Origin of the sequence: Paraburkholderia sp. BR10882, assembly GCF_040948855.1 — a bacterium.
GTDB classification, from domain to species: Bacteria; Pseudomonadota; Gammaproteobacteria; order Burkholderiales; family Burkholderiaceae; genus Paraburkholderia; species Paraburkholderia nodosa_A.
On record NZ_JBFPKP010000008.1, the window covers coordinates 91,559 to 112,735 of the forward strand.

The 21,177-nt window shown below is 61.0% G+C and carries 22 protein-coding genes and 1 tRNA gene; 12 read left to right on the forward strand and 11 right to left on the reverse strand.

Going from position 1 to position 21,177, the window contains the following annotated elements; all coding sequences use genetic code 11:
* Positions 1–17 precede the first annotated feature (17 nt).
* Together AB3X99_RS21125 and AB3X99_RS21130 are read right to left on the reverse strand one after the other, a co-directional pair.
* Positions 18–650, reverse strand: a complete 633-nt coding sequence (locus AB3X99_RS21125) for an exonuclease (protein WP_368618033.1) — start codon at positions 648–650, stop codon at positions 18–20.
* A gap of 14 nt (positions 651–664) precedes the next feature.
* Positions 665–1,309 carry an MBL fold metallo-hydrolase gene (locus AB3X99_RS21130; RefSeq protein ID WP_069265200.1) on the reverse strand — a complete coding sequence of 215 codons (645 nt, stop codon included), beginning with the start codon at positions 1,307–1,309 and terminating at the stop codon, positions 665–667.
* Between the two features lie 769 nt (positions 1,310–2,078).
* Here AB3X99_RS21130 and AB3X99_RS21135 point away from each other — a divergent pair.
* On the forward strand, positions 2,079–2,678 hold the full coding sequence (locus tag AB3X99_RS21135; RefSeq protein WP_069265199.1) for a septal ring lytic transglycosylase RlpA family protein: 600 nt from the start codon (positions 2,079–2,081) through the stop codon (positions 2,676–2,678).
* A 155-nt stretch (positions 2,679–2,833) separates the two neighbouring features.
* On the opposite strand, the gene rsmI is transcribed toward AB3X99_RS21135, so the two are convergent.
* Complete coding sequence (gene rsmI, locus AB3X99_RS21140; protein ID WP_368618034.1) at positions 2,834–3,736, reverse strand: 16S rRNA (cytidine(1402)-2'-O)-methyltransferase; 903 nt, start codon at positions 3,734–3,736, stop codon at positions 2,834–2,836.
* Between rsmI and AB3X99_RS21145 the strand changes: the two genes are divergently transcribed.
* The 7 genes from AB3X99_RS21145 to trfA all read left to right on the forward strand — a co-directional run bounded on the left by AB3X99_RS21145 (position 3,735) and on the right by trfA (position 8,121).
* Positions 3,735–4,262, forward strand: coding sequence for a YraN family protein (locus AB3X99_RS21145; RefSeq protein WP_368618035.1), 528 nt, complete (start codon positions 3,735–3,737; stop codon positions 4,260–4,262). The two genes, rsmI and AB3X99_RS21145, sit on opposite strands and share 2 nt — an antisense overlap.
* Positions 4,263–4,375: 113 nt before the next feature.
* Positions 4,376–4,963, forward strand: coding sequence for a phosphoheptose isomerase (locus AB3X99_RS21150; protein ID WP_069265196.1), 588 nt, complete (start codon positions 4,376–4,378; stop codon positions 4,961–4,963).
* A 28-nt stretch (positions 4,964–4,991) separates the two neighbouring features.
* Positions 4,992–5,774, forward strand: coding sequence for a BON domain-containing protein (locus AB3X99_RS21155; RefSeq protein ID WP_368618036.1), 783 nt, complete (start codon positions 4,992–4,994; stop codon positions 5,772–5,774).
* Positions 5,774–6,121 (forward strand): c-type cytochrome, encoded by a 348-nt coding sequence (locus AB3X99_RS21160; protein WP_368618037.1) that lies wholly within the window; start codon positions 5,774–5,776, stop codon positions 6,119–6,121. The genes AB3X99_RS21155 and AB3X99_RS21160 overlap by 1 nt, the downstream gene beginning before the upstream one ends.
* A 67-nt stretch (positions 6,122–6,188) precedes the next feature.
* Positions 6,189–6,264, forward strand: a tRNA-Ala gene (locus AB3X99_RS21165).
* A gap of 481 nt (positions 6,265–6,745) precedes the next feature.
* Positions 6,746–7,096 carry a DNA-binding protein gene (locus tag AB3X99_RS21170; protein WP_368618038.1) on the forward strand — a complete coding sequence of 117 codons (351 nt, stop codon included), beginning with the start codon at positions 6,746–6,748 and terminating at the stop codon, positions 7,094–7,096.
* Positions 7,093–8,121: a plasmid replication initiator TrfA gene (gene trfA / locus AB3X99_RS21175; RefSeq protein ID WP_368618039.1), complete on the forward strand. Its 1,029-nt coding sequence runs from the start codon at positions 7,093–7,095 to the stop codon at positions 8,119–8,121. The genes AB3X99_RS21170 and trfA overlap by 4 nt, the downstream gene beginning before the upstream one ends.
* Positions 8,122–9,946: 1,825 nt before the next feature.
* Here trfA and AB3X99_RS21180 read toward each other — a convergent pair.
* Both AB3X99_RS21180 and AB3X99_RS21185 read right to left on the reverse strand, forming a co-directional pair.
* Positions 9,947–10,867: a deaminase gene (locus AB3X99_RS21180; protein ID WP_368618040.1), complete on the reverse strand. Its 921-nt coding sequence runs from the start codon at positions 10,865–10,867 to the stop codon at positions 9,947–9,949.
* 129 nt (positions 10,868–10,996) lie between these two features.
* Positions 10,997–11,401, reverse strand: a complete 405-nt coding sequence (locus tag AB3X99_RS21185; RefSeq protein WP_368618041.1) for a hypothetical protein — start codon at positions 11,399–11,401, stop codon at positions 10,997–10,999.
* A 232-nt stretch (positions 11,402–11,633) separates the two neighbouring features.
* Here AB3X99_RS21185 and AB3X99_RS21190 point away from each other — a divergent pair, with 232 nt between their 5' ends.
* From AB3X99_RS21190 to AB3X99_RS21200, 3 genes are read left to right on the forward strand one after another with little or no spacing between them, the layout of a single operon-like run.
* Positions 11,634–11,936 (forward strand): hypothetical protein, encoded by a 303-nt coding sequence (locus tag AB3X99_RS21190; RefSeq protein WP_368618042.1) that lies wholly within the window; start codon positions 11,634–11,636, stop codon positions 11,934–11,936.
* Positions 11,937–11,938: 2 nt separating this feature from the next.
* Positions 11,939–12,454, forward strand: coding sequence for a hypothetical protein (locus tag AB3X99_RS21195; RefSeq protein WP_368618043.1), 516 nt, complete (start codon positions 11,939–11,941; stop codon positions 12,452–12,454).
* Positions 12,451–12,750 (forward strand): type II toxin-antitoxin system RelE/ParE family toxin, encoded by a 300-nt coding sequence (locus AB3X99_RS21200; protein ID WP_368618044.1) that lies wholly within the window; start codon positions 12,451–12,453, stop codon positions 12,748–12,750. The genes AB3X99_RS21195 and AB3X99_RS21200 overlap by 4 nt, the downstream gene beginning before the upstream one ends.
* Before the next feature lie 152 nt (positions 12,751–12,902).
* On the opposite strand, the gene AB3X99_RS21205 is transcribed toward AB3X99_RS21200, so the two are convergent.
* Complete coding sequence (locus AB3X99_RS21205; RefSeq protein ID WP_368618045.1) at positions 12,903–13,496, reverse strand: hypothetical protein; 594 nt, start codon at positions 13,494–13,496, stop codon at positions 12,903–12,905.
* 621 nt (positions 13,497–14,117) lie between these two features.
* On the opposite strand from AB3X99_RS21205, the gene AB3X99_RS21210 reads away from it, so the two are divergent.
* Positions 14,118–14,381 carry a hypothetical protein gene (locus tag AB3X99_RS21210; RefSeq protein ID WP_368618046.1) on the forward strand — a complete coding sequence of 88 codons (264 nt, stop codon included), beginning with the start codon at positions 14,118–14,120 and terminating at the stop codon, positions 14,379–14,381.
* 44 nt (positions 14,382–14,425) lie between these two features.
* Here AB3X99_RS21210 and AB3X99_RS21215 read toward each other — a convergent pair whose 3' ends face one another.
* From AB3X99_RS21215 to AB3X99_RS21235, 5 genes are read right to left on the reverse strand one after another with little or no spacing between them, the layout of a single operon-like run.
* Positions 14,426–16,633: a DotA/TraY family protein gene (locus AB3X99_RS21215; protein WP_368618047.1), complete on the reverse strand. Its 2,208-nt coding sequence runs from the start codon at positions 16,631–16,633 to the stop codon at positions 14,426–14,428.
* Between the two features lie 16 nt (positions 16,634–16,649).
* A complete protein-coding gene (locus AB3X99_RS21220) occupies positions 16,650–17,171 on the reverse strand; it encodes a hypothetical protein (RefSeq protein WP_368618048.1) in 522 nt (173 codons plus the stop codon).
* Positions 17,168–17,476, reverse strand: a complete 309-nt coding sequence (locus AB3X99_RS21225) for a hypothetical protein (protein ID WP_368618049.1) — start codon at positions 17,474–17,476, stop codon at positions 17,168–17,170. Before AB3X99_RS21225 ends, AB3X99_RS21220 begins: the two co-directional genes overlap by 4 nt.
* Positions 17,477–17,480: 4 nt before the next feature.
* A complete protein-coding gene (gene traW, locus AB3X99_RS21230) occupies positions 17,481–18,638 on the reverse strand; it encodes a conjugal transfer protein TraW (RefSeq protein WP_368618050.1) in 1,158 nt (385 codons plus the stop codon).
* A 55-nt stretch (positions 18,639–18,693) separates the two neighbouring features.
* A complete protein-coding gene (locus tag AB3X99_RS21235; protein ID WP_368618051.1) occupies positions 18,694–19,083 on the reverse strand; it encodes a hypothetical protein in 390 nt (129 codons plus the stop codon).
* Positions 19,084–21,177: the final 2,094 nt, after the last annotated feature.

Sequence of the window (21,177 nt, forward strand, 5' to 3'; positions counted from 1 at the left end):
ATGATGAGGGAGATTACCTAATTTGCCGGAGTGCTCGCGGCGTTTTGCCCTGAGTCGTCCCCATCAGCGGCGAGCGCGGCTTGCTGTGCGCGCAGGTCGGCCAGCATGTTGCAGAAGAGGGCGCCTTGCTCGATCGCGTCGTCGAGCGCGACGTGCGTGTGCGGGTGATCGTCGAACCAGTGCTTCGGAAAGCGCGGCTTGATGCACTTGCGGTACGGCAGGCCCGTCATCGCGAAGGCGAGCGTCTTGATGTCGAGCGCCGACCATGAGAACGGGCAGCGCCCGGCGAAACGCATCATGTACCAGAACATGAAGGTGAAATCGAAGCCCGCCGGCATCGCCACGAACACCGGCTTGCCGGGCAGCGCCTCCACCCATTCGACGTAGGCGACGAGCGCCGCCGCCGGGTCTTGCAGATCCTTGCGGCATGCGGCCCAGGCCTCGGGCTGCGTCTCCCACCAGGCGGCCTGCACCGGATGCGGCGCCGCGCCTCCGAGCATCTCGAGATTGGCCGAGAACGTGGCGATCAAACGCTTGTCGGCGGTGTACGCCGCCGAAGCGAAACTCAGCATCGAATGCGGGCCGGGAATGGGACCATCGGCCTCGACGTCAGTGCTGACGTAAATCTCCTCAATAGCGGCTTGATTCATCTTACTTTTCACTCTCATCCAGGTACGCCATCTGCGACGTACGGGTTGGAGCGGCGCTCCTCGCCGAATGTCGAAACGGGGCCATGGCCCGGCACGAACGTGACGTCGTCGCCCAGCGGCCAGAGCTTTTCGCGGATCGAACGGATCAGGTCCGCATGATTGCCGCGCGGAAAGTCCGTGCGGCCGATCGAACCCGCGAACAGCACGTCGCCGACCGTGGCGACCCGGTGCTTGCGGCTGAAGAAGATCACGTGACCCGGCGTGTGCCCGGGGCAGTGATAGACCTCGAGTTCCTCGCCGCCGAAGCGCACCGTGTCGCCGTCTTGAAGCCAGCGCGTGGGCTCGAACGCCTCGGCGTGACCGAAGCCAAAGCGCACGCTCTGCTGCGGCAACTGGTCGATCCAGAAGCGCTCGTCTTCCTGCGGGCCTTCGATCGGCACGCCGAACTTCGTGGCGAGCGCCTTCGCGCCGGCGCAGTGGTCGAGGTGGCCATGGGTGAGCAGCACCTTTTCCAGCTGCACGCCCTGACGTTCGATCTCGGCCTCGATGCGTTCGAGGTCGCCGCCCGGATCGACGACGGCGGCGCGGTTCGTCGTTTCGTCGACGAGCAGCGAGCAGTTTTGCTGGAACGGCGTGACGGGAATCAGCGTGACTTTCATGCGGGGATCGTGGGGTTCAGGTCTCGCGGGGCGGGTACAGCGACGCGTCGAAATCGACGTCGCGTGCCGACGGCCCCAGCCAAAGGATCGATTGTACCGGGGTGCAGGAAGCGCCGCCGACGCCGCTCGCGACAGCCTCAGTCCCTTGTCTGACAAGGGATGCGGCGGCGCAAGGCGAACGGCTTTGTTACATCAATAGTGAAAAATCATGGAGATTTGTGAGGCACCGGCGTGACAGGAATAACTTTTGGGTATAATGCGACCCATCACGCACGGAATTCGTGCTTTCAAAGGGCGGTGTGACCTTCGTAAAAAAAGAGGTCGCATACATCGCCGTCAAGCAGTGCTGTCGTTCTAGGCGGGCCGAAACAGGCTGCCTTACAAGATAGCAAATCAGGTGTCGATCCGTTCGACGCCGCACGTCTTGCCCAGCCAGGTGCCACGCGCCTGCAACGGCCTACATGCCGTGACGCTGGGTGGGGCCTACGCCGCCGTTCCTGTGCGCCGAGAGTTTCCGGCGCGCCTGAACGAGCTTCATCGTTCGATGGCGGCATGTGGGGTCTGGTCAGGCTGCCGGGGACAGGTTGCGCCAGACGTGAAAGATAACTAGCGGTTAGCGGCTTATTAGGGCTGCATCCGGGCATTGGCACGCGTTCGCCTTTTTCATTTCAGGCGAGCGATGGCGAAGCTTTGCCCGCGACCGCCGAAGCCTTTCCGACAACGCGCACACATGGCGCGGGACAGGCTTCGAGAACGTGATGGCAATGTTATGAACCTTCGACTGACTCGACGACGACTCGGGAGTCTCGCAGCCGTGTCCATTCTGGCCGGTTGCGCCGTGCCGCCTGCCCAGCAGGACCAGGCATCCAGCGACGCCCTTCGCACGAAGGACGCGGCTTTCACTGCGCCGCAGGGCTACGGCTCCGCGCTCGCTGCGCTGCCCGCATCGGGCACCGCGAAGGACAACTCGCTCGCGAACGCCGAGGCGATCGACGAGAACGGCCCGGACGTCCACTCGTTCCACCAGACCGGCCGCGCCTCGTGGTACGGCCGCGCGTTCCACGGCCGCCGCACCGCAAGCGGCGAGCGCTTCAACATGAAGGCGCTCACTGCTGCGCACCGCACGCTGCCGCTCGGCTCGTATGTGCGCGTGAGCGTGCCCGGCACGTCGAAGTGGGTAGTGGTGAAGATCAACGACCGTGGCCCGTACGCACGTGGCCGTGTGCTCGACCTCTCGTATGCCGCCGCCAAGCTGCTTGGCGTGCAGCATGCGGGTACGGCGAAGGTGGACATCGAAGGCCTCACGCGCCAGGAAGCGAAGGCCGCGCAAGCGGATATGCTTGCCGCGAACTCGAACATCGATCACTAAGCGATCTCGTTTGGGCGTGGCGCTGAGTGCGCCGCGACGCGCCTGAGACTGAACCGCCTGGCAGAGTTGGATGTATACGCGAAAGGCCGCCTGATTGACTCAGGCGGCCTTTCGGTTTTTCTGGCTGGTGCTTTTGACTGTAGTCGGCTGGCGGCTCAGTCGCCCGCTTCTTCCCCGCCTTCACCCTTCAATTCCAGCGCCCGCGCGTAGAGCGCATTGCGCGACGCGCCCGTGAGCGCCGCCGCGATCTTCGCCGCGCCCTTTACCGGTACTTCCTGAAGCAGCACGCGCAAGAGCGCGTCGTGATCGGCTTCGCCTTCCGCCTGCTCGCTCGCGCCTTCCACCACCAGCACGAACTCGCCGCGCTGACGGTTCGCGTCCCCTGCCAGCCACGTTGGCGCTTCGGCCAGGGTGCCGCTCCAGAGCGACTCGTGTAGCTTCGTCAATTCGCGGGCGATGAGGATGCGGCGCGCGGGACCGAACGCATCGGCGAGCGACTGCACGGTTTCGACGATGCGATGCGGGGCTTCGTAGAACACCATCGCATGCGTATGCGAGGCGAGCGGCTGCAATGCGGCTGCGCGCTGCTTGGGCTTGGGCGGCAGAAAACCGAGGAACGTGAAGGTCGAGACCCAGTCGCCGGCAGCGGAAAGCGCCGTTGCGAGTGCGCTCGCGCCAGGTAGCGGCATGACGTTCAGGCCGGCGGCGCGCACGGCGTCCACGAGTTTCGCGCCCGGATCGGAAATGCCGGGCGTGCCCGCGTCCGAAACGCAGGCCACGCGCTCGCCCGCGCGCAGAAATTCGATCACGCGCTGCGCGGCCTCGCGCTCGTTGTGCTCGTGCACGGCGACGAGCGGCTTCGAAATACCGTAGCGCGCGAGGAGCTGGCCGGTGTTGCGCGTGTCTTCGGCGGCGATGCGATCGACGAGGCCGAGCACGTGCAGGGCGCGCAGCGTGATGTCGGCGACATTGCCGATGGGCGTCGCCACGACGTACAGCGTGGCGGCCGGATATTGCTGGGCCTGTGCGAGTTCGAAGGGGGACGAGAGGGACGTCATGACACGCAACGCGCGAAAGCAGGAAAAGAGGCCGACATTGTGCCACGCGGGCGCGAGTGCACCCGAGGGAAGCGGCGCGAACGAAAGTGCACGCGTCGACAACTTTTGCGCGCGGGCGCAGTCGAATGCCCAACGCCGCGCGACAGGCGCGCGTTTCGAGGCGCACGCACTGGCGTTTTTACGTCGCGAGCGCCTGGAGCTGGTCGCGCGCAACGTGAATTGCCGCGGCGGCGAACTCGATCTCGTGATGCGCGAGCGCGACGGCACGCTGGTTTTCGTGGAAGTGCGCGCCCGCGCGCGGCCGGCATTCGGCGGGGCGGCGGCGAGCGTGGGATGGCGCAAACAGCAGCGCGTGCTGCGCGCGGCGCGCTACTTTCTCGCGACGTGGCGCGCCGCCGATGCGAACGGGAAAGCGGCCACGCAAGCGCGAACGCCGCCCGCGTGCCGCTTCGACGTGATCGCGTTCGAGAGCGGCCGGCTCGTGTGGCTGCGCGACGCGTTTCAACCGGAAGCGCACGAGAGCTAAAACTTACGCAACAGAAAGAAGGGTGAAAATGAACGCCCTCGAGTGCGCTAAACTTGCGGCACGCCGCACCGCGCGGAAATTTTGCGATACCCGCAGTACAGATTAGAGAGTCGATGTCCGTCGAACGCATTCAACAGCACTTCCGCGATAGCGCAGCCACTACGCTCGCGGCCATGGAAACCCTGGCGGTCCCGATTGCCGCCGCGGTCGATACGATGTTCGCCGCGCTCGCGAACAGCAACAAGATTCTCGCGTGTGGCAATGGCGGATCCGCCGCCACCGCCCAGCAACTCGCCGCCGAACTGATCGGCCGGTTCGAGCGCGAACGCCCGGGCCTGCCCGCGCTCGCGCTGACCACCGACGCCTCGGTGCTCACCGCCGTTGCCAACGACTACGCGTACGAGCAGGTATTTGCGAAGCAGGTGCGCGCGCTCGGCCAGCCCGGCGACGTGCTGCTCGCCATCACGACCTCGGGCAACTCCGTAAACGTGCTGGCCGCCATTCAGGAAGCGCACGAACGCGAAATGGTCGTGATCGCGCTGACCGGCAAGGGCGGCGGCGACGTGAACAGCGTGCTCGCCGATACCGACATTCAGCTGTGCGTGCCGAGTGACCGAACGGCGCGTGTTCAGGAAGTGCATCTGTTAACTATTCACTGCCTGTGCGACGGCATCGACGCGATGCTGCTGGGCGAAGACTGACACCGTAAGACGAAGAGAGGGGAAGTTGATGAGCAGATACGGCATGACGCGCGCGCTGGCACGGACCACGCTGACGATCGGCTTCGCAGCCTCGCTCTGCGCAAGCCTGCAGGGCTGCTTCCTGGCGCTGGCGGGCGCGGCGGGCGGCACAGCGCTGGTGGCAACCGACCGGCGCACGGTGGGATCGCAAACGGAAGACCGCGAGATCCAGGTGAAGGCGCTGGCCGATCTCGGCAAGCAACTGCCCGACACGGCGCACGTGAACGTGGCGGTGTTCAACCAGCGCGTGCTGATCACGGGTGAAGTGCCCGACGACGCCTCGAAGCAGAAGGCCGAGAGCATTGTGCGAGCCGTGACGAACGTTGCATCGATCGTCAACGAGCTGGCGGTACAGCCGGCCAGCTCGTTCTCTTCGCGCGCGAACGACTCGTACCTCGAAGGACGCGTGAAGGGGGAGCTGATTGCCTATAAGGACATCTCCGCGAACAACTTCAAGGTCGTGAGCGAGCGCGGCACGATCTATCTGATGGGGCTGGTTACGCCGCAGGAAGGCAATATCGCCGCCAACGCGACGGCCGGGGTGATGGGCGTGACGCAGGTGGTGAAGTGCTACCAGTACATCGACCCGCAACAGGCGACGGTGGCGACGGCGGCTGCGCCCAGTGCGCCGGCGGCGGCGCCTGCTGCCGATGCGCCGACGGTGGGGGCGGTGCCTGATTCGGGCGTGACCTCGCAGCCTATTGAGCATCAGGCGCCCGCGCCTGTGACTAATTCGTCGGCTACGAAGGCGGGGAATACGGGGGCTTTGTGATGCGGCGGTTTGTTGGTGGGGTTGTGGCTGGGGTGGTGGTTGCTGGGGCTGGTTTGGGTCTCGCTTCGCCGGCGGTTGCTGCTGTGGCGGATGGGGTGAAGGTGGCTCAGGCGAATGCTTGCATGGGGTGCCATGCGGTGGATCGCAAGCTTGTTGGGCCTTCGTTTAAGGATGTCGCTGCGAAGTACAAGGGCGATGCAGGGGCCCAGGGCAAGCTGGAGAAGAAAGTGCGGGACGGTGGGGCAGGGGTGTGGGGGGCTATTCCTATGCCTTCTCATCCCGGGATGAGCGCCGGCGATATCCATTCCGTTGTGGCCTGGGTGCTCGCCGGAGCGCCTTCGAAGTAGTTTTGCTTGGGGTCAAACTTGATGCTTGGCAAAACGGATTTTGTGTGTGTAGAATCGGTGATTCGTTGGGGCGGTAGCTCAGCTGGGAGAGCGTCGCGTTCGCAATGCGAAGGTCGGGAGTTCGATCCTCCTCCGCTCCACCAAGAATTTCCTTTAAAACCGGCTACTTAGGCCGGTTTTTTTCTTGCCTTTCTCTGTATTAGTCTCGGTCTTTTTTGGTCGAATCGGGTCTATTGGTGTCCCAGATTTGTCCCGTCTGAGACACGTTGTCGTAGCGAGCGATGTCCCATGGTGTCGTCGCCCACAGCGGGCCTTCCTTGACTGGTCTAGTCAGACCAAAGACAATCCAGATCGTAGTTATCCTGTACCCATGAGCCTTTACTTGGATCGGGAGATCCAAGGCCCGCGTTGGCAAGCACCGCCTACGTGGGTTAACGACATGCAGACCGGCTAATACGGACGGAGCCGGAGCGACAGCGAGACAACGCACGCGCGCATGTCGAGGGACCGACAGAGGGCCACTCGGCCCGCCACCGGTACAACGCTTCTGCGTCTAGGCCGTTGGCTGGTGCGCACGTTCGGTAGCTCACACGCTTTTGGCGTGTGGGCCGCCGGAGTTCGCCCATGTCAACGAAGTTTCCCGTCGAACTGCTGACGCTCGGTCAGCTATGCCTTCTTCTCCACAGAAAGCCCGCAACAGTCTACTCAGACATTGCGGCGAAACGCTTCGATCGTCTGCCGCCGATCGTGCGGTTGCCAGGCCAACGGAAGTTGTTCTGGCGAAAGCAGGACGTCCACGACTGGATTGATCGACACGTCCAACCAGCAGTGGCGGCTACCGTTGATATGCTCAGGTCCCGCAAAGCGGCGCGACAGACCGATCGAGTAGCCGAGCCACAGCAAGCACGTCGAAGCGGGCGACCGACGAAACGCGAGCAGCTTGAACGACGGGCCGCGTCGCGGGAGGGCGAATGACCTCCCTGAATCAACACACCTTATCCCTTGTCGCAGAGGGCGTCGAGGACGCGTGTTTGGACAGGAGTTCAATCGCGTCCGACGTATCGTCAACCGCTTGTAGCTCAAAAATATATGCCGGACAGGGAAGGCCCCACCGCGCTGTAGAACTGGCCCTGCGGCTTCAATCTGAATCGTCGTCTCGCGCTATGGAGCGATGTGAAAAGGAGGAGCCGCAAGACCTCGTGCTGCCCGGAATCGACGACTTCATGCGGGCGATGTCCAACCACATCGCCCGCTCATCTCTGTTTGCGCCGATCGCAAAGGGACCACGGAAGTTCCATGTGGATACTCCCCTCGTAACCCGTCGCGACGCGGTGATGAGTTACACCGGGGAGCAGTTCGACGAACCTGACGCTGACCTGACGTTCCAGCTCATCCAGGAGGGTCACCGCTTTCCGCTCGGTTCGCCGGTAACGCTCAACCGAGCCGCGCTGCTGCGAGCACTTGATCGCGAAACAGGCAAGTCACAGTATGCGTGGCTGCACCGCCGCATAAAAGCGCTGACAGTGGGGACGCTTTTCATCGAGGCGAGGACGCCGGACGGATCCACCAAATATCGCGTCGGCGATACAGATGCGTTCCACATCGTACAGAGTTTCCGTTACAACCACGCGGCCGAGAGCTACACGTTCACGCTTGATCCACGCTGGGCCGTGCTGTTTAGCAATCGAGAGTTCGCTTTGATCGACTGGAACAAGCGACTGCGAATTAGGCGTGGCCAAGACATGGCAAAGGCGATGCAGCGATTACTCGCCACTTCGTCGAACCAAAGACAGTCGTATGCACTCGACTGGCTGAAAGAAAAAATGCAATACGGGAGCCCTATGCGGAAGTTCCGTCAGGCGCTAGATGCTGCTATGCATGAACTCGAACGAGTGGAGATCATTGCAGCCTGGCGGATGGAACTCAGCGCCAAGCGGAAGGAGCAACTCACAATCTGGTTGCCAGAGCATCGGCATAGCGTTCCTCCGTCGTCGGCATAGCGTTCCGCTTCATCGGCATAGCATTCCGTTTCAACGGCATAGCATTCCGGTGTCGCTTCGCAAGCCATTGATCTAAATCGGGAAAACCGCGTCGGCGTGACCTTTACCTTCTTTTACCTTCTCTTTACTAACGCGTGATGTGAATAACTGTGGCATCAAAGGACAAGTCCCCGTAGCAAGAGCGACCCCGCCCCCGGCAGGCACGACGGTCCGCAAGCGTTGCGCGCCCGCGCCATCGGCTCACCGGGCTACGGGGTCGCCCACCCTGCGGGCGGGCGAGTCCTACCGGACCGGCCCCTACCGGCTCGGCGGCTTCGCCGCTTCCCTTCATGGCGCGGTGTTAACGTGTCGGCATGCTGGCGTCGGACAAGTTTTGCAGAGGGGGAGGGGCGCAACCGGCGTCGCTCGAAACGGGGCATGGCGAGATGCAGGCCATAGACTGCCCTCTATCGTGGGGCAAGGCCCATAGGGCCGCGTCAGCCCGTAGGGGAAGGGCCGTGAGGAGCCGGTGGGCGGGTGCAGCACGCCGGCCTCACACGCCGGCGCTGTCCACACCCTTGCGGTGTGGGCAGTGCTCCCGTCCACGGGCGGGCGCGGGATAGACGACGGTCTCCACACATATCGGCGGGTTGTCGGCGTAACTCGATGGCGCTGAAAGCGGCGCGCTCCAAGCCAAGGCGCGACCAAATAACCTCAGCCGATGGGCGCAGAGAGGGGTAGACAATTCGTCGTCGAATGTTTCACGGACGACTAAGAGACTCGGCTGCGCGATTGCGCGACAACGCTCTCAGCCGTTTCGAGGAGAAATGTTTCACGGTTGGAGAGGGCTCAATGGCGGGTTCGTGTTACGGCCCAGACATAACAACGCTTATGTCAGATTAGGTCTGTTGATCGTCATAGAGATGACGTTATACGTAATAATGAGGTGGTCCGCTGTGGCGGATCACGAGCGCTTCGGTCCAGTACGCCACGGTCGGATTGGCGAGGTCGCCCGGTGGCGCTCGTCGGCAGCGTGCGAGGCCGCTTCAATTCGGCGACGCTGCACCCTTTACCGGCCGCTATGCGTCTGGGCAGATGCGCAGCCACGGCCCCAGCGCGTCGCGCACGCATTGCTGGCATAGATCAATGCTGACTGTAGCGGCGTCGCCGAACACCGAGGAATAGCCACCCCGGTACTCGACGGTTAGCTTCTCATGCCAATCATCGTCGTTCGGAGTGAGTCTGCGACCGCAACGGTCGCAGGTGCAGGCTGCAACTTTCCGCACAACCCCGCTTGGTATGGGGTGCCCTCAAGAAAGGGATTTTTACGTACGCTAGCCCGCCCTCGCGGCAGACGACGTCAGTCGCCAGACGGACCCGCCAACGCCGCTGACATCATGACGCCCCAACGCGTTGCACGCTAACTACGCTGCTTTAGGTACATCTTTTCGGGGTCGGGCAACACCCCGAAAACGTTCACCTATTCCCTGGAATATGACCTGACGCCTGCCAACGGGCGCAAAGGTGACGCCTTGTGGCCCCAAGGTGACCGACCGAGAACAGTCATTCGGTATCACGCTCGCGCTGCTCGTCCAGGTAGCGACCGAGCAGCGTCACCATTGTCGATTACCTCTGCACGGGGAAGTGCGATGACCAGCTTTTCGGTCTCGTCGGACACGACCTCATCATCGGACAGCCGCGAAATGACCTCTGCCAATGCGCTATAGCCGTTCCCTCACATACGTCACGCCGTGACGCTTCGCCAGATCAGTGATGAACTCGCGCAGGCCGGTTGGCGGTATCTCAAGCGTCAAGGCAGGCTCCGGTGTTGGCGAAATCACACGAACTACGTATCGAGCGACTCGTCCCATTCGGCCCCGAGCACCCAGCTAAGTGCCGACATGCGCCCACTCAGAAGTCCCCACTCGAAATCATCCCACCCCAGGTTTTCCTTTCCGAACTTGAGTTCGATCCGCTTCGCTGCTTCTTTTGCCGTTGCCAATATTTCCTCTTGTCCTGGCCTGAGCTTTTCGATTCCATTTTCGAGTCGATAGACCCAATTTTGATGACGGTTCCACCACACCTTATCCCAAAGGTCGTTGTATTCCCTGAGGATTGCTGCGTCGTTGCGGCGGAGGATCATCGGCCAGAACTCGCCTTCCTCCTCATCGGACGGTATCCACTCAACCTTGTCGCCATCACTGTTATAGCCGATGCGATGGCCGTTCGGACCTACCTCCGCTTGCAACGGCTCACGTGTCTGAATTGCATCACGCTGGATGCCACGTACCGGATGCAGTGCCGAGAACTCCTGGTTCAGCTCACGCAGCTCAAGTACGAGGTCAGGATCAAACCGGGTGATTTCAATGCCTGCATCTTGCAGGCGCAGCTCACCGAGCCCACGAATCATCTGGTTCGGATCGAGTGTGCCGATAACAACCCGCTTCAGTTTCCGGTCAATAACGCGGTCGGTGCACGACACCTTTGGATGATTCCTGTGGGTGCATGGCTCAAGCGTCGTGTAGATCGTTGCACCTTCGAGGTCCACACCTTGCAGCTTCCGTTCTAGCAAAGTGTATTCGGCATGCTCGCCAGCCTTCAGTTCGCCACGATACGCCGAGGCCAGAACAACCCCGTCCCGGACCACAACGGCGGCAACCTTGGGAGAGACCCTGTTTTCTTCGCTTACGCACTTGGCGGCCAGATCAACAGCCAGTCGCATGATTGTCCGATCGTCTTTGACGTGAGACTCATCTTGTGCGGTCATGTGTGGCCGGTTCGTAGGTTCTTCCATCTTTTTGCTCGCGACTTAAAGGCAGGGCCGTCCGGCCCTTGAATGAAGAAGCTTCCAGTTTATCCGCCCGCGTCGGCGGGCGATGTCAGTCGCCAGCCGCGCCTACGTTGCGTGCCGCAGCAGGTAGGCTGGCTGCCAGTGGGGATCGTTCGGGCGCTTGAGTTCAAGCACTTTCCACGCGTTGTTTTTGGTGTCGCCGCGCATCACATTGGCAAGATTGGCAAACGAGGGGTAGGTCTCGCCTTCCCAGATGATCTCGGTGCCGACCACTTCGGCGCGTTTTTCTTCGCCGTAGTAATGCGTGCGGGCGAGTGTGCCGCTGGGCAGAAACAGGCCTTCCCAGCGTACGCCGGCACGTCTTGGCATCGGCGCGTCATCGGCGGTGCGTTCCAGAAAATCCGTCACGACGTCTTCAATGAGCGTGCTTACGCCGCCGGGAAAGCGCTGCACCAGACGGACATACAAATCGGTCGTGATCGGGACGGCGACAAAATCGTCAAGGGACATGACATGGGCTCCGTGGATATTTACTCCAATAGTGCTCCAGAGTTCTCCAAAAGTAAAGGGGTCGATGGGACGCCGCGAGAGCCGAAACCGCCTGACAACGGGCGTTATGTCCAGCTCCGGCCTCGCTATCCTGATGCCTGTCAATCACAATCCTGGATTGTGATAACCTCTATCCTGAATCCCGATTCATCAAAAGGGCCGGAAAAGTCACCTTATCCCATAGCGAGGCACCATGCGCCCCGAACAGATGCTCCCCGCCGAAAAGCAGGCCCTCGAAAACCTGCTGTCCATCGCTGGTGGCGACACCGGCCAGAGCCGCCGCGTCGCCGATTTCCTGCTCGCCTGGTGGAACCCGGCCAGCTGCGGCAAGTACGACATCTGCACGGGCTGGGCGCTCGATGACGACATCATGGAGGACGTGTGCGTGGTGTTCCGCCTCGCCTCCCGCGCGAACAGCTACCCGGACACGCTGGGCTATGGTGAGCACTTCGAAGCCGTCGTGCGTGCGTGGCGGCCCGAACTCGTGAAGGAATGAACATGGCCACCGAGACCATCGACCAGAAAACCCTCTCCGGCCTCGTCGAGGCGGGCGCGGTGCGCGCGGCCCACGTGGTCGGCCAGCGTGGCGGCTGGGGCGTGCTGTTCCGCTACGGCATGACCGAGCGGGCGCTGGCAACCCAGCGCGGCAACGTCCGCACCTGGGCGAACTTCGAGACGCTGGCCACCTACCTGCGCGAGCTGGGCATCGTGCGTTTCGAGGTGGACGCGGCGCATTACGATCCGGTCGCCCCGCGCTCGAGCGCGGAACAGTCCAAGGCCGAGCGGGCGCGCGAGCAGATGAAGGCCGCGCACGCGGACGCTGCCTATAACCGGTGGTTCCGTGAGACCGTCCGCGCCTCGATGGCCGAGGCCGACGAACCGGGCAGCGTGAAGGTGCCGCATGACGCCGTGGCGGCGCTGCTGCGCGCCGGCGATACCGCAGGCCTGCGCGCGCTGGCCGCAGGCAAGGCGGCCACGCCAGCCACGAAGCCGAAGCGGACGGCCCGTAAATGACGGTGACTGTCGAATGGACCGCGACAGCGCTACTTAACCTTGCTGATATTCTCGATTACGTGCGCGAGCAAAGCCCGCAGGGGGCCGATACGCTCGCGGCGGAAATCCAGGCCAGAACCGGCCGCATTGCCACCGATCCGAAGCTGTACCGCGTGGGCCGCGTGCGCGGCACGCGCGAGGCCGTGGTGACGGAAAACTATCTGCTGGTCTACCGCGTCGCCCGCGACGTGGCGCAGATCCTCAACGTGCTGCACGCGCGGCAGCAGTGGCCAGCGCATAAGAGCGGGACGCCTTAGCGTACGAAAAAATCCCTTTCTTGAGGGCACCCCTCACAGCGAGATTTGATTTCGCTTGGACGATTTCGAATCATGAAGGGCTCAAATGCGAGGTTATTTGGTCGCGCTTAGGGACGTCGAATCCGCCGCCGGGTCAACGCCCTTCTGCTAGCTTACAGCTCGTTCCATCGAAATGAGAGCAACCGCGAGTAAGTAGATTCGATCAGTTTCTCGACCTCCTCGTCAAACTTCTCGTGGTTAAAGGCAATGTGTGGCGCGAGGCGTCCGGCCCCCCAATAGTGAAAAGCATCGTGCACCGCTTGGTCAGTATCCAAGTGGCTGCGCAGCCAATAGAAGCTGTCTGCTTCCACTTGGACGCGGTCTGGAGACGCTATGAACTTGTGCTCACTACCGCCGTACATCGTTCGCCCAGAAAAGTTACTACTTCCCACGATGGCAAGGACCGGCTTTGAGTCACTGAGAAACACCGCAACCTTGGCGTGCCATTGCAGCGGGACCTCGCCCCTTTCGGGGGGCGCAAGTCTGTGTGCGTGAGCCGCAACGCCGCGCTGGATTAACGCGTCCCTTAGTTCGCAAAGCGCTGTGGAGTCTGCCTGGTAGCCACCGAGAAGAAACACACGCTTCCCTTCCATCTCCTCATCGATTCCGAAGTCGGGGGCTGTGTATGCCAGGCGATCGGTGAAATCAGTGAAGAAACCCGAGGCGATGTAAGCGCAGTCGATATCGCGCGCCCTCAATGCGCGCACAAACGAGTCACGGTAGTAGCTGCCCGAGAAATGGTTGCGTAGTGCGATTGCTATTGGAATGGCACTTCTCCTTACGTGGGTGGAAAAAGGGGGCGTGGGGCAATCGGGCCTAGCGAGTGGCCTCCGACTTCCGCAAATCCTTGCCGGTCCGACTTCGACTTCAGGCAGCCGCAGACGTCGCTTCGCGGCGTCCTTGGCGGCGATCGGCGAGTCGAGACCGTCACCCAGCCGAACGGTTTCTGAGGCCCCCAAATTCCCCCAATTCTGCCAGCAGATTGGGGTTATTTGGTCGCGCTCGCGGCGGTCCGAGCTCGCAGCCGAGATGGACTTATACTGACCAATACGCCAAGGTGAGAGCCAAGAGGGGGTTAGCTATGCCAACGGATAAGTTAGGACGCTACATGGTCAGCCCCGAGTTTCTCGCGCGAGCAAACGCTGCCGTTACCAAAGCTGTACAGGAGTTAGAGGCGAGGGGTATCAAGCCCGCTTACGCTAACCGGAAGTCGATGCGAGTCGTCGATGGCGGTGAAGATGCGGCATGTGAAAAGCGCTCTTGCGAAGGGTCCGGCGTTCCCGATATATTGAAAACTGGAATCGGGGATAGCCAAAAGGGGCGCAAGAATGAGCGATAACGGAGCCGTGCTTGGCAGAGCGTTCGCTGCGGAGCGAAACGCGGCGGACTGGATGACCTACGCAAGAAAGCTCGAACAGCAACTCTTGGCAGCCCAGGCGAATCTTGCGGGAAACAAGGCGCTGAAGGACGCGGCTCTTCGCGAGTTGGCGCGTGCAGATCCAACAAATTACCTGATGGCGCAACTGAATCGCCAGCGGATCTACGACAAAGATTTTGACGCTGTAATCGCGAGCGGTCGTCGCTCAGCATAGCCAATCGCACGACGTAAAGCCCGTCCCTCGGACGGGCGCGCCGACTATACTCGTTCGCGCGGAATGCTGGCGTTATCTTTCGGATCAGCCGGAGTGCCACTGCCCCCCAACAGGGTAGGCGCTTGGCTTCGCGCCACGTTGGCTCCTTGGCTGGTGCCTGCTCCGAAGTTCTGATGGGCTTTTTCGTGTATGTCGCGACCAACCGCACCCGCCATTTGTCCGCCGATCCAGGCGAACACCTGATCGGGGATCACGTGGATGAGCGCGAAAGCACCGTTAACTAGGCCGAGGCACATGCTCACGTACAGGACGATGTAGCCGATGATGCTCACCAGCCCGGTTGTCGAGTCGAATTGTGAGTTGGCCAATGCGACCCCGAACATCGTGTTCAGCAACGTGCCGAGCACAACCACGCCAGCCCCACCAAAAATGAAGCCGAGCATCATGAAGACGGGGCGAAACATAACGTTCAGCAGGAAGATATAGCCGTGAGTCGTGCGCTGGCCCATGCCTTCGCCTTCGCCATCGAGGTGAGCAAACGCCCATAGCGGTGCCGCAACGACGCTTTCACAGACGACAGCGAACCAGCCTACCACGCTCCCGAACCACACCATGAACGGCAGCATCGGAATGTAGATCGACAACGTTGCGCCAAAGAAAAACAACGTCAGGATGAGTATCACGATGAACGGAGCGAGCGCGCTCATCATGCCGTCGCCTGCGCCGGTCAACAGACCTGACACGCCGGCCGTCACCACGTCGGCCACTTTCCCTATCACGCTGCCCTGCGCTGCGCCTACGGCCGCCTTCACGCCAGTGTATGCACCGAGAGCGTACCAGCCAGCGTCGAGAATGTAGTCACCAAGGTTTTTCATCCCAATCAGCGGATTGGTCGATCCGCTTGGCCCTTGCCCTGAGTTGAGATTGACCGCCCATCTAATGAGACCCTGCGTGTTGAAAAGCTTGCCGAGCACGCTTTTCGGGTCCGTGCCGCTGATGCCCGTGGTCAGGTTTTGCAGGGAATCTTGCGCAGCCGTAACCGAGGCGTCCTGCTGTAGCTGCTGGCTGTAGACGGCGCTGACCTTTCGGTAAAGCTGCGGATAAGGCAGGTTGTCGGGGCTGGTTCCCGACACTGCTGCGGCCGTCGCGTTCGCGAGGCTTGCCAACTGAGAGTTCGCCTGTGCGAAAGTCTGATACCAAGTGCCCATCATGACCCAGCCGTCACGCTGTAGGTTCGACTGGATGACGCTTGCGAGCTGGCTGATGCCGCTCGAAGAGTCAGCGAGCGCCTTCGTGATCGTGGCCTGGTATTGCAGTGCGGCTTGGTTGATGGTGTTTGCAGGGTCGGCCGGCTGAGCCTGTCCGGTGTTGATCGCGGACACGTAGGTTTGCGCGGCACCGGCCAGCGCTGATTGCATCGCCGTGAGCGCGCTTTGGTGCGCGGCAAGCAGTTGCGAATATGCCTGGTTCGGATCGTTCGCATAGACGGCCATACCGTCGTATTGCGGGATCGTCGGTGGGGCCGCAATGTTGATTTCCGCTCCGCCGCACGAGAGGCCGCGCTGGTTCATCAGGACGATCTTTGTCCCGGTTCCGGCCGAGTTGAATTTCTCAGCGGGATCGACAGATATGCCCGTGTCGTTGGGCATGTTATCGATGGCCATGTTCGCGGCCTGCGCGCACAGGTTGGCTTCGAAAAGGGCCTTTGCCAACGACGTTGCTTGCGGCGCTGCAGGCGTCGCGATCATCGAACCACCGCTATTGAGCACGTTCAGGGCGGCGTCCATTGTGAGATTGGCGATGCCGACACCGAGCACCGTCCCCCAAAGCATGATCGCCTGCGCGCCATTGAAGCCACCGAAGACAGGAACCAGCGAAGAAAAGCCGGTAGACGTTCGAATCACGAACCAGGGCGACGACTTTTTCTGACCCATGAACTCGCCATCCTGGCCGGTCGCAATCAGTGAGGCGACGAAGTGATACGTGGCCCAAATCCCACCGACCGCGAGCATGCACGAATTCAGCACGAGAAACATTCGCGCGACCATGCTGCCGGCACCACTGCCAGCGGTCAACGGGTTGCGAACGATCGAGCCGAACACCGTTTCGAGCAGCGACATTGATTTGTCGCCGCTGCGATTCGCCGCGTTCTGGATATCGCCCATCGAAACGCTCGCCTGTTGGGCAAATGACGTTGCTGTTACGAGGATGAGCGGGACAGCAACAGCAACCCGTTTGAGTATCTTGAGCATCGACATACCCCGTGATCTAGAACAGGCGCGGATTGACCAGCCGCAAGATCGCTCCACGAGAGCGGAAGAAATCACGGTAGCTGCCAAGAGGTTCATCGGGACGCTGTGGGCCTGTCTCCAGTTGCCAGAGTTGATGTTCGTACTTGACTGTGAATAGCAGCGGGAGCATGGCACCAAACACGCTTTTGAATACGGCCAACATGTCCCCGCTGAACACCCCCCAGATGAAATACAAAAAGCAGGCGAGTGAGACCGTGAGGCACACCCTCTTGCTATTGAGACACTTCCGTGCGATCTGCTTCAGCGGCAGGGCGTCGGCGGGACGGAGTGCAAGTGCTTCGCGATAGGTTCGCACTTGGCGGGTTGTTGGTCGCTGCCGTTCGAGTTCGTTGTGCAGATCGCGCAATGTCTTTGCCCCGCTGCCTGCTGTTTCCTTGACGGACTGAAACGCCTTGTAGATGGGATATCCGGGGAGCATGTACAGGCTCGCGCGTTTGATGCGGCGGCCGACGCCGGATTTCTTCGTTTCGTTGCTCATCGTTGGATCTCCCGCGCGACAGCGTTCTCGACCGTTTGATATGCCTGCTTCAAGAGGACGCACCAGAAAAAGAGCACCCACGCTACGGCCACCGCGACGGCGAGCCAGCGCGTCGGATCGCCCTCGTGGCTGCGTGCCCACCAGATCGAGGTGGCGGCGAAGCAATGCACGAGAAGACAAATCTGGAAGATGAGGCAGACATCCTTGAACTGCTGATGGGTCAGGCCGCCACGCGCGCGGCGACGGCGTAGGACGCGCGGGGACGCAGAGAGCACGCGGAACACATGGTTGATAGTTCGCGTCATCGCGTCACCTCGCATTTGTCACGCGCACGCGCTGCAGTTGGGATTCGATTGACGGGCGATCCGTGCCGCGCTCATTGGCTGCCAGCAGTTGGCCCAATAGCACGTTTGTCTGCCGCTGCAACTTGACGTGCTCGTGGGTCTGATCGGCCAAAAAGGCCGTCGTGAATAGCAGTTCGCGCATGAGCTTGGTCGGGTCCGCAATCGCGCCAAATTCGATTTGCCAGTACGGATTCTTCCAGCGGCGGCCGGCCTCGAAATCTTCAAGCTCGGCGAGACTCATCGAGCCCGTGGTCTTGGCGACGCTCGATGCGGTCGCGTTGAAATATTGCGCGGCGGCATCAGACTGCTTGAGATCCTGAATTAGTTGGGCACTGCCGTTAAACGGCTGACGGGAGCCGATAAGGTCGTTGATCGGCTTGATGGCGCTCGACATGTTGGCTTGATAAGCCTTCTGCATCGCGATATACAGCTTGCCGGCCTCCGTGCCTGCCTCAGCCTTGTTGATGCTCTCTGGCGGTTGAGGGTCGATCGACATGCGCGCATAGGCTCGTGCCGCGTCCTGTTGCTGCTGCGTGAACGTGAGATCGACGCCCTTACCGGGCACACCTGCACCGATGAAAACGCTGTCCACGTCCGCATCGCCATCGGGCATTTGGGATGCCTTGCAGCCGGGATACCCAAGCTGCAACTCCAGAGGGGTGCAGTAGTTGTCGGCGTGGATGCTCGCCGAAGCACGACGTGAAGCCTCAACAGACGGGGCCGGCGAGTTCAGTGCCTTGTCGAGTGGCGCATAGCTGACGTGCGTTCCGCCCGGACGTAGAGACGACGAAACCGAGGCAGCGCCGCTCACGGCTTGTACCGCATAGTTGCTCGAAGACGTGGCGCACGGGTCAATCGGCAACTCGGTCTCACGGGCGACCTGATCCATTTCCTGCTGTCGCTGGACTTCAAGCGCCATTTCGCGCTGCGAATCAGACGCTTGCGTGACGGCGTTCGAGACCTTCGTGCCAACGCTCGCGATATCGGTGTCTATCTCGTTGAATAGCGTCGTGAACGATGTACCGAGCGCCTGGATCGTGCTGCCGAGCGTAATTGCCGCTTGCTCGACCGCGCTAACTACGCACCCGTCGCACACGGCGTACGCGCTGCTCGTCGAAAGCATGGTCGAGCCGGCCAGCGCGGCGCAAAGGACAGTCTTTCGTAGCTTCATGGGCTTCTCAGTGGCAGGAGGAAAGCAGTCGCATCGCTGTCGGAGCGGATACAAACGCTTCGAGCAACCGCGCCTTCATGGCAAGGGCCTTGCCTTCGTTCAGGTACTGCCGCGGCGTCGTTTGACGGTAGACGGATACCCCGTTCACGCAGTCACACACCGTCACGACGCGATCCATGGCCGCGTCGTCTTCGGACTCTTCGGCCTTGAGGTGCGCAGTGACTTCGGCGTGGTGTGCATCAGCCGCTGCCTGCGCGGCCGCGATCAGATCGGAGACGACGCGTTGATCAGCACCAACTGGCGCCGAGGCGGCAGCGAGCAGGCACGCGCAAATGAGCGTTCGCATGTCAGTGCCCTCTCGCGTAGACCATTGCGCGGCGCAGATCGAGTAGGCCAAACAGATAGCCTCTCATCTCCGTGCCGGGTTCCGTGTCCTCAATGAGACTTTCGAGCCGATCGAGCGGCATATGAAACGGATCGCTCAATTCGAACTCGATCGACAATTTGCTTTCGCTCGAAAGGGAGGAAAGGGGGTGACTGCTAGAATGCTTATTAGCCATTGCGTAGCCTCTCGTACAGGTGACGTGGTGGTTAGGTGCAACGGCCGGTTCCAGCCGATCGTTGCACCGCTTTCTCTTAAGGTAATCTAATTAAAGATAATCAATTATCACCCTTGCAGATAATCGAGCAATAGCAGGGTTGCGCTATAGTTCAATGTCGGCAAAGTTTTTTTCTGTCTGTTGTGAAATTGCCGAAGATTCCATGTGGTCGACTCACGTGACGCTTCCTGCCCGCCACCGTCAAATTTAGAAGGAGGGGCAAAGTGGGCTGACGTGTGCACGCAGCCAAAACGCTGGATATCAGCGAAATGGGAGTTGAGGAACGCGCAACGAGTGAACTTCGTCTACTATCCGTTCCGGGGCGTTGATCGCCGGATGGGTGCTTGCATTGGCGGAGTCGGTTTTGCGGTTTGCGCTTGCCTGAATTCGGACCAAGCGCTGCGGCGCGGAGCATAGTGTCGGCGCGCAGTGCGGGTCGATCGGTGGCCGAGGAGAGCGGCAACCTCTTCTGCGGACGCGATAGCCTTCGCGTTCGCAGAAAATTGATGGCGAGCGGAGTAGAGCGGGTATCTTCGCTTGTCGTCGCCAGGCCACAGAGCGGCGCACGTTCGGCGAATTGCTTGCGTGCACCCCTTCTGTATCACGGAGAATTCGAGCCCGCGAGCGAGAAGCTCTCGGAGTGACCCGAGGTGAGCACGGACTAATGGGAAGTTGTCAGCATTAACGGGGACCACTCGGCTTATGCCTGTCGCTCGGCCGTTGGTAGCTTTCGCGTTCAGTACGTTGAGAGTCTTTCCGTCTTCGGACAGCCATGCGTTTTCCCATTCGCACGGGCGCAACCCCGTCGCGAGTCCCGCCATCAGCCAAAGTGCGGCGCGTTTCGAATAATTGCTAGCCCTGGCTGGATTGGCGAGGTTTGCTACCAGTAGATCGTAGTCGCGCCTGGGAATGCCTTTTCGTTTGCGCGATGACGTGTGACCGGGATCGCGGTTTGACTGACAATCTGCGGACGAAAGGTTGCGGATCTCTTCTGCAGTCTGTTGGAACAGCGGGTCTCGGTTTCGCTCGAATTCGATTTCATATCTGCAAACGAGGCTGGCTTGATACTGCCGAAACGTCGCCCACTTCCAGTCTTTGGCGCGCCGCTTCATGTAGGCAACGACATCGCTTGGTGCCGGATAGGCATCCTCAGGCAACTCCAATTCTTCTGCAATCCGACACAAGAGGCCATGGGCCCGCGCCAAGTATGCAGCGATGGTCGGCTTCGTCCGGGTTTGATTTCTTGCCGTTTGACGTGGGTCCTTCATGATGTGGATCCGGCTTCCCTCTCGGGGGCAGTTGGTGAGTGGTCGGCTTGGCGTGGTCGAGAAGTTGCGGTTTCAAGGCTATCAGTTTTCGAATGAATTTGGCGTGCCGCCCGATCGTATTCTGAGTGCTTCGGGATTCGTTACACGGTGAGGTATCACGTCGCGGCCATATTCCATATAGCCGCGTTACAGCTTCACTTGCGGTGAGCTGTAACGGCCGTTAGGTGTCTAAATAACTTCAGATACCGATGGGATCGAATCCCGCATTCGGCAGGTTTCATTTATATCTCGGTGCCTGTCCGGGTGTTGTGGTCACGATGACGGATAACTTGAAGATGTCTAGGCTACGCGGAGAAATGGGTGCGTTGACATTGCGTCGTTTGACTTTGCTCCTGGGACTTAACCGCCGGAACGTGCGCAAAACGACGCAAGTTTGCGTCGTTTGACTTTGCGGCTAAGACTCAACCGCTGGGAACACGTGCAAACGACGCAAGTTTGCGTCGTTTAAGTTTGCGGCTAAATCTCAACCGCTCGGAACGTATGCAAACGACGCAAACTTGCGTCGTTTTTCAACCGCTCGTACGGACTCGGCATGAAGGGCTGGGATCTAGGACGTGTCGGAAT

What these genes read in the sequence shown, in the direction of transcription:
- AB3X99_RS21125 (WP_368618033.1), bottom strand. Translation starts at nt 650, where the DNA reads ATGAATCAAGCCGCTATTGAGGAGATTTACGTCAGCACTGACGTCGAG.
- AB3X99_RS21210 (WP_368618046.1), top strand. Translation starts at nt 14,118, where the DNA reads ATGAGCGATAACGGAGCCGTGCTTGGCAGAGCGTTCGCTGCGGAGCGA.
- AB3X99_RS21150 (WP_069265196.1), top strand. Translation starts at nt 4,376, where the DNA reads ATGTCCGTCGAACGCATTCAACAGCACTTCCGCGATAGCGCAGCCACT.
- AB3X99_RS21195 (WP_368618043.1), top strand. Translation starts at nt 11,939, where the DNA reads ATGGCCACCGAGACCATCGACCAGAAAACCCTCTCCGGCCTCGTCGAG.
- AB3X99_RS21225 (WP_368618049.1), bottom strand. Translation starts at nt 17,476, where the DNA reads ATGACGCGAACTATCAACCATGTGTTCCGCGTGCTCTCTGCGTCCCCG.
- rsmI (WP_368618034.1), bottom strand. Translation starts at nt 3,736, where the DNA reads ATGACGTCCCTCTCGTCCCCCTTCGAACTCGCACAGGCCCAGCAATAT.
- AB3X99_RS21185 (WP_368618041.1), bottom strand. Translation starts at nt 11,401, where the DNA reads ATGTCCCTTGACGATTTTGTCGCCGTCCCGATCACGACCGATTTGTAT.
- traW (WP_368618050.1), bottom strand. Translation starts at nt 18,638, where the DNA reads ATGCTTTCGACGAGCAGCGCGTACGCCGTGTGCGACGGGTGCGTAGTT.
- AB3X99_RS21130 (WP_069265200.1), bottom strand. Translation starts at nt 1,309, where the DNA reads ATGAAAGTCACGCTGATTCCCGTCACGCCGTTCCAGCAAAACTGCTCG.
- AB3X99_RS21160 (WP_368618037.1), top strand. Translation starts at nt 5,774, where the DNA reads ATGCGGCGGTTTGTTGGTGGGGTTGTGGCTGGGGTGGTGGTTGCTGGG.
- AB3X99_RS21135 (WP_069265199.1), top strand. Translation starts at nt 2,079, where the DNA reads ATGAACCTTCGACTGACTCGACGACGACTCGGGAGTCTCGCAGCCGTG.
- AB3X99_RS21190 (WP_368618042.1), top strand. Translation starts at nt 11,634, where the DNA reads ATGCGCCCCGAACAGATGCTCCCCGCCGAAAAGCAGGCCCTCGAAAAC.
- AB3X99_RS21155 (WP_368618036.1), top strand. Translation starts at nt 4,992, where the DNA reads ATGAGCAGATACGGCATGACGCGCGCGCTGGCACGGACCACGCTGACG.
- AB3X99_RS21180 (WP_368618040.1), bottom strand. Translation starts at nt 10,867, where the DNA reads ATGACCGCACAAGATGAGTCTCACGTCAAAGACGATCGGACAATCATG.
- AB3X99_RS21200 (WP_368618044.1), top strand. Translation starts at nt 12,451, where the DNA reads ATGACGGTGACTGTCGAATGGACCGCGACAGCGCTACTTAACCTTGCT.
- AB3X99_RS21170 (WP_368618038.1), top strand. Translation starts at nt 6,746, where the DNA reads ATGTCAACGAAGTTTCCCGTCGAACTGCTGACGCTCGGTCAGCTATGC.
- AB3X99_RS21215 (WP_368618047.1), bottom strand. Translation starts at nt 16,633, where the DNA reads ATGCTCAAGATACTCAAACGGGTTGCTGTTGCTGTCCCGCTCATCCTC.
- trfA (WP_368618039.1), top strand. Translation starts at nt 7,093, where the DNA reads ATGACCTCCCTGAATCAACACACCTTATCCCTTGTCGCAGAGGGCGTC.
- AB3X99_RS21145 (WP_368618035.1), top strand. Translation starts at nt 3,735, where the DNA reads ATGACACGCAACGCGCGAAAGCAGGAAAAGAGGCCGACATTGTGCCAC.
- AB3X99_RS21220 (WP_368618048.1), bottom strand. Translation starts at nt 17,171, where the DNA reads ATGAGCAACGAAACGAAGAAATCCGGCGTCGGCCGCCGCATCAAACGC.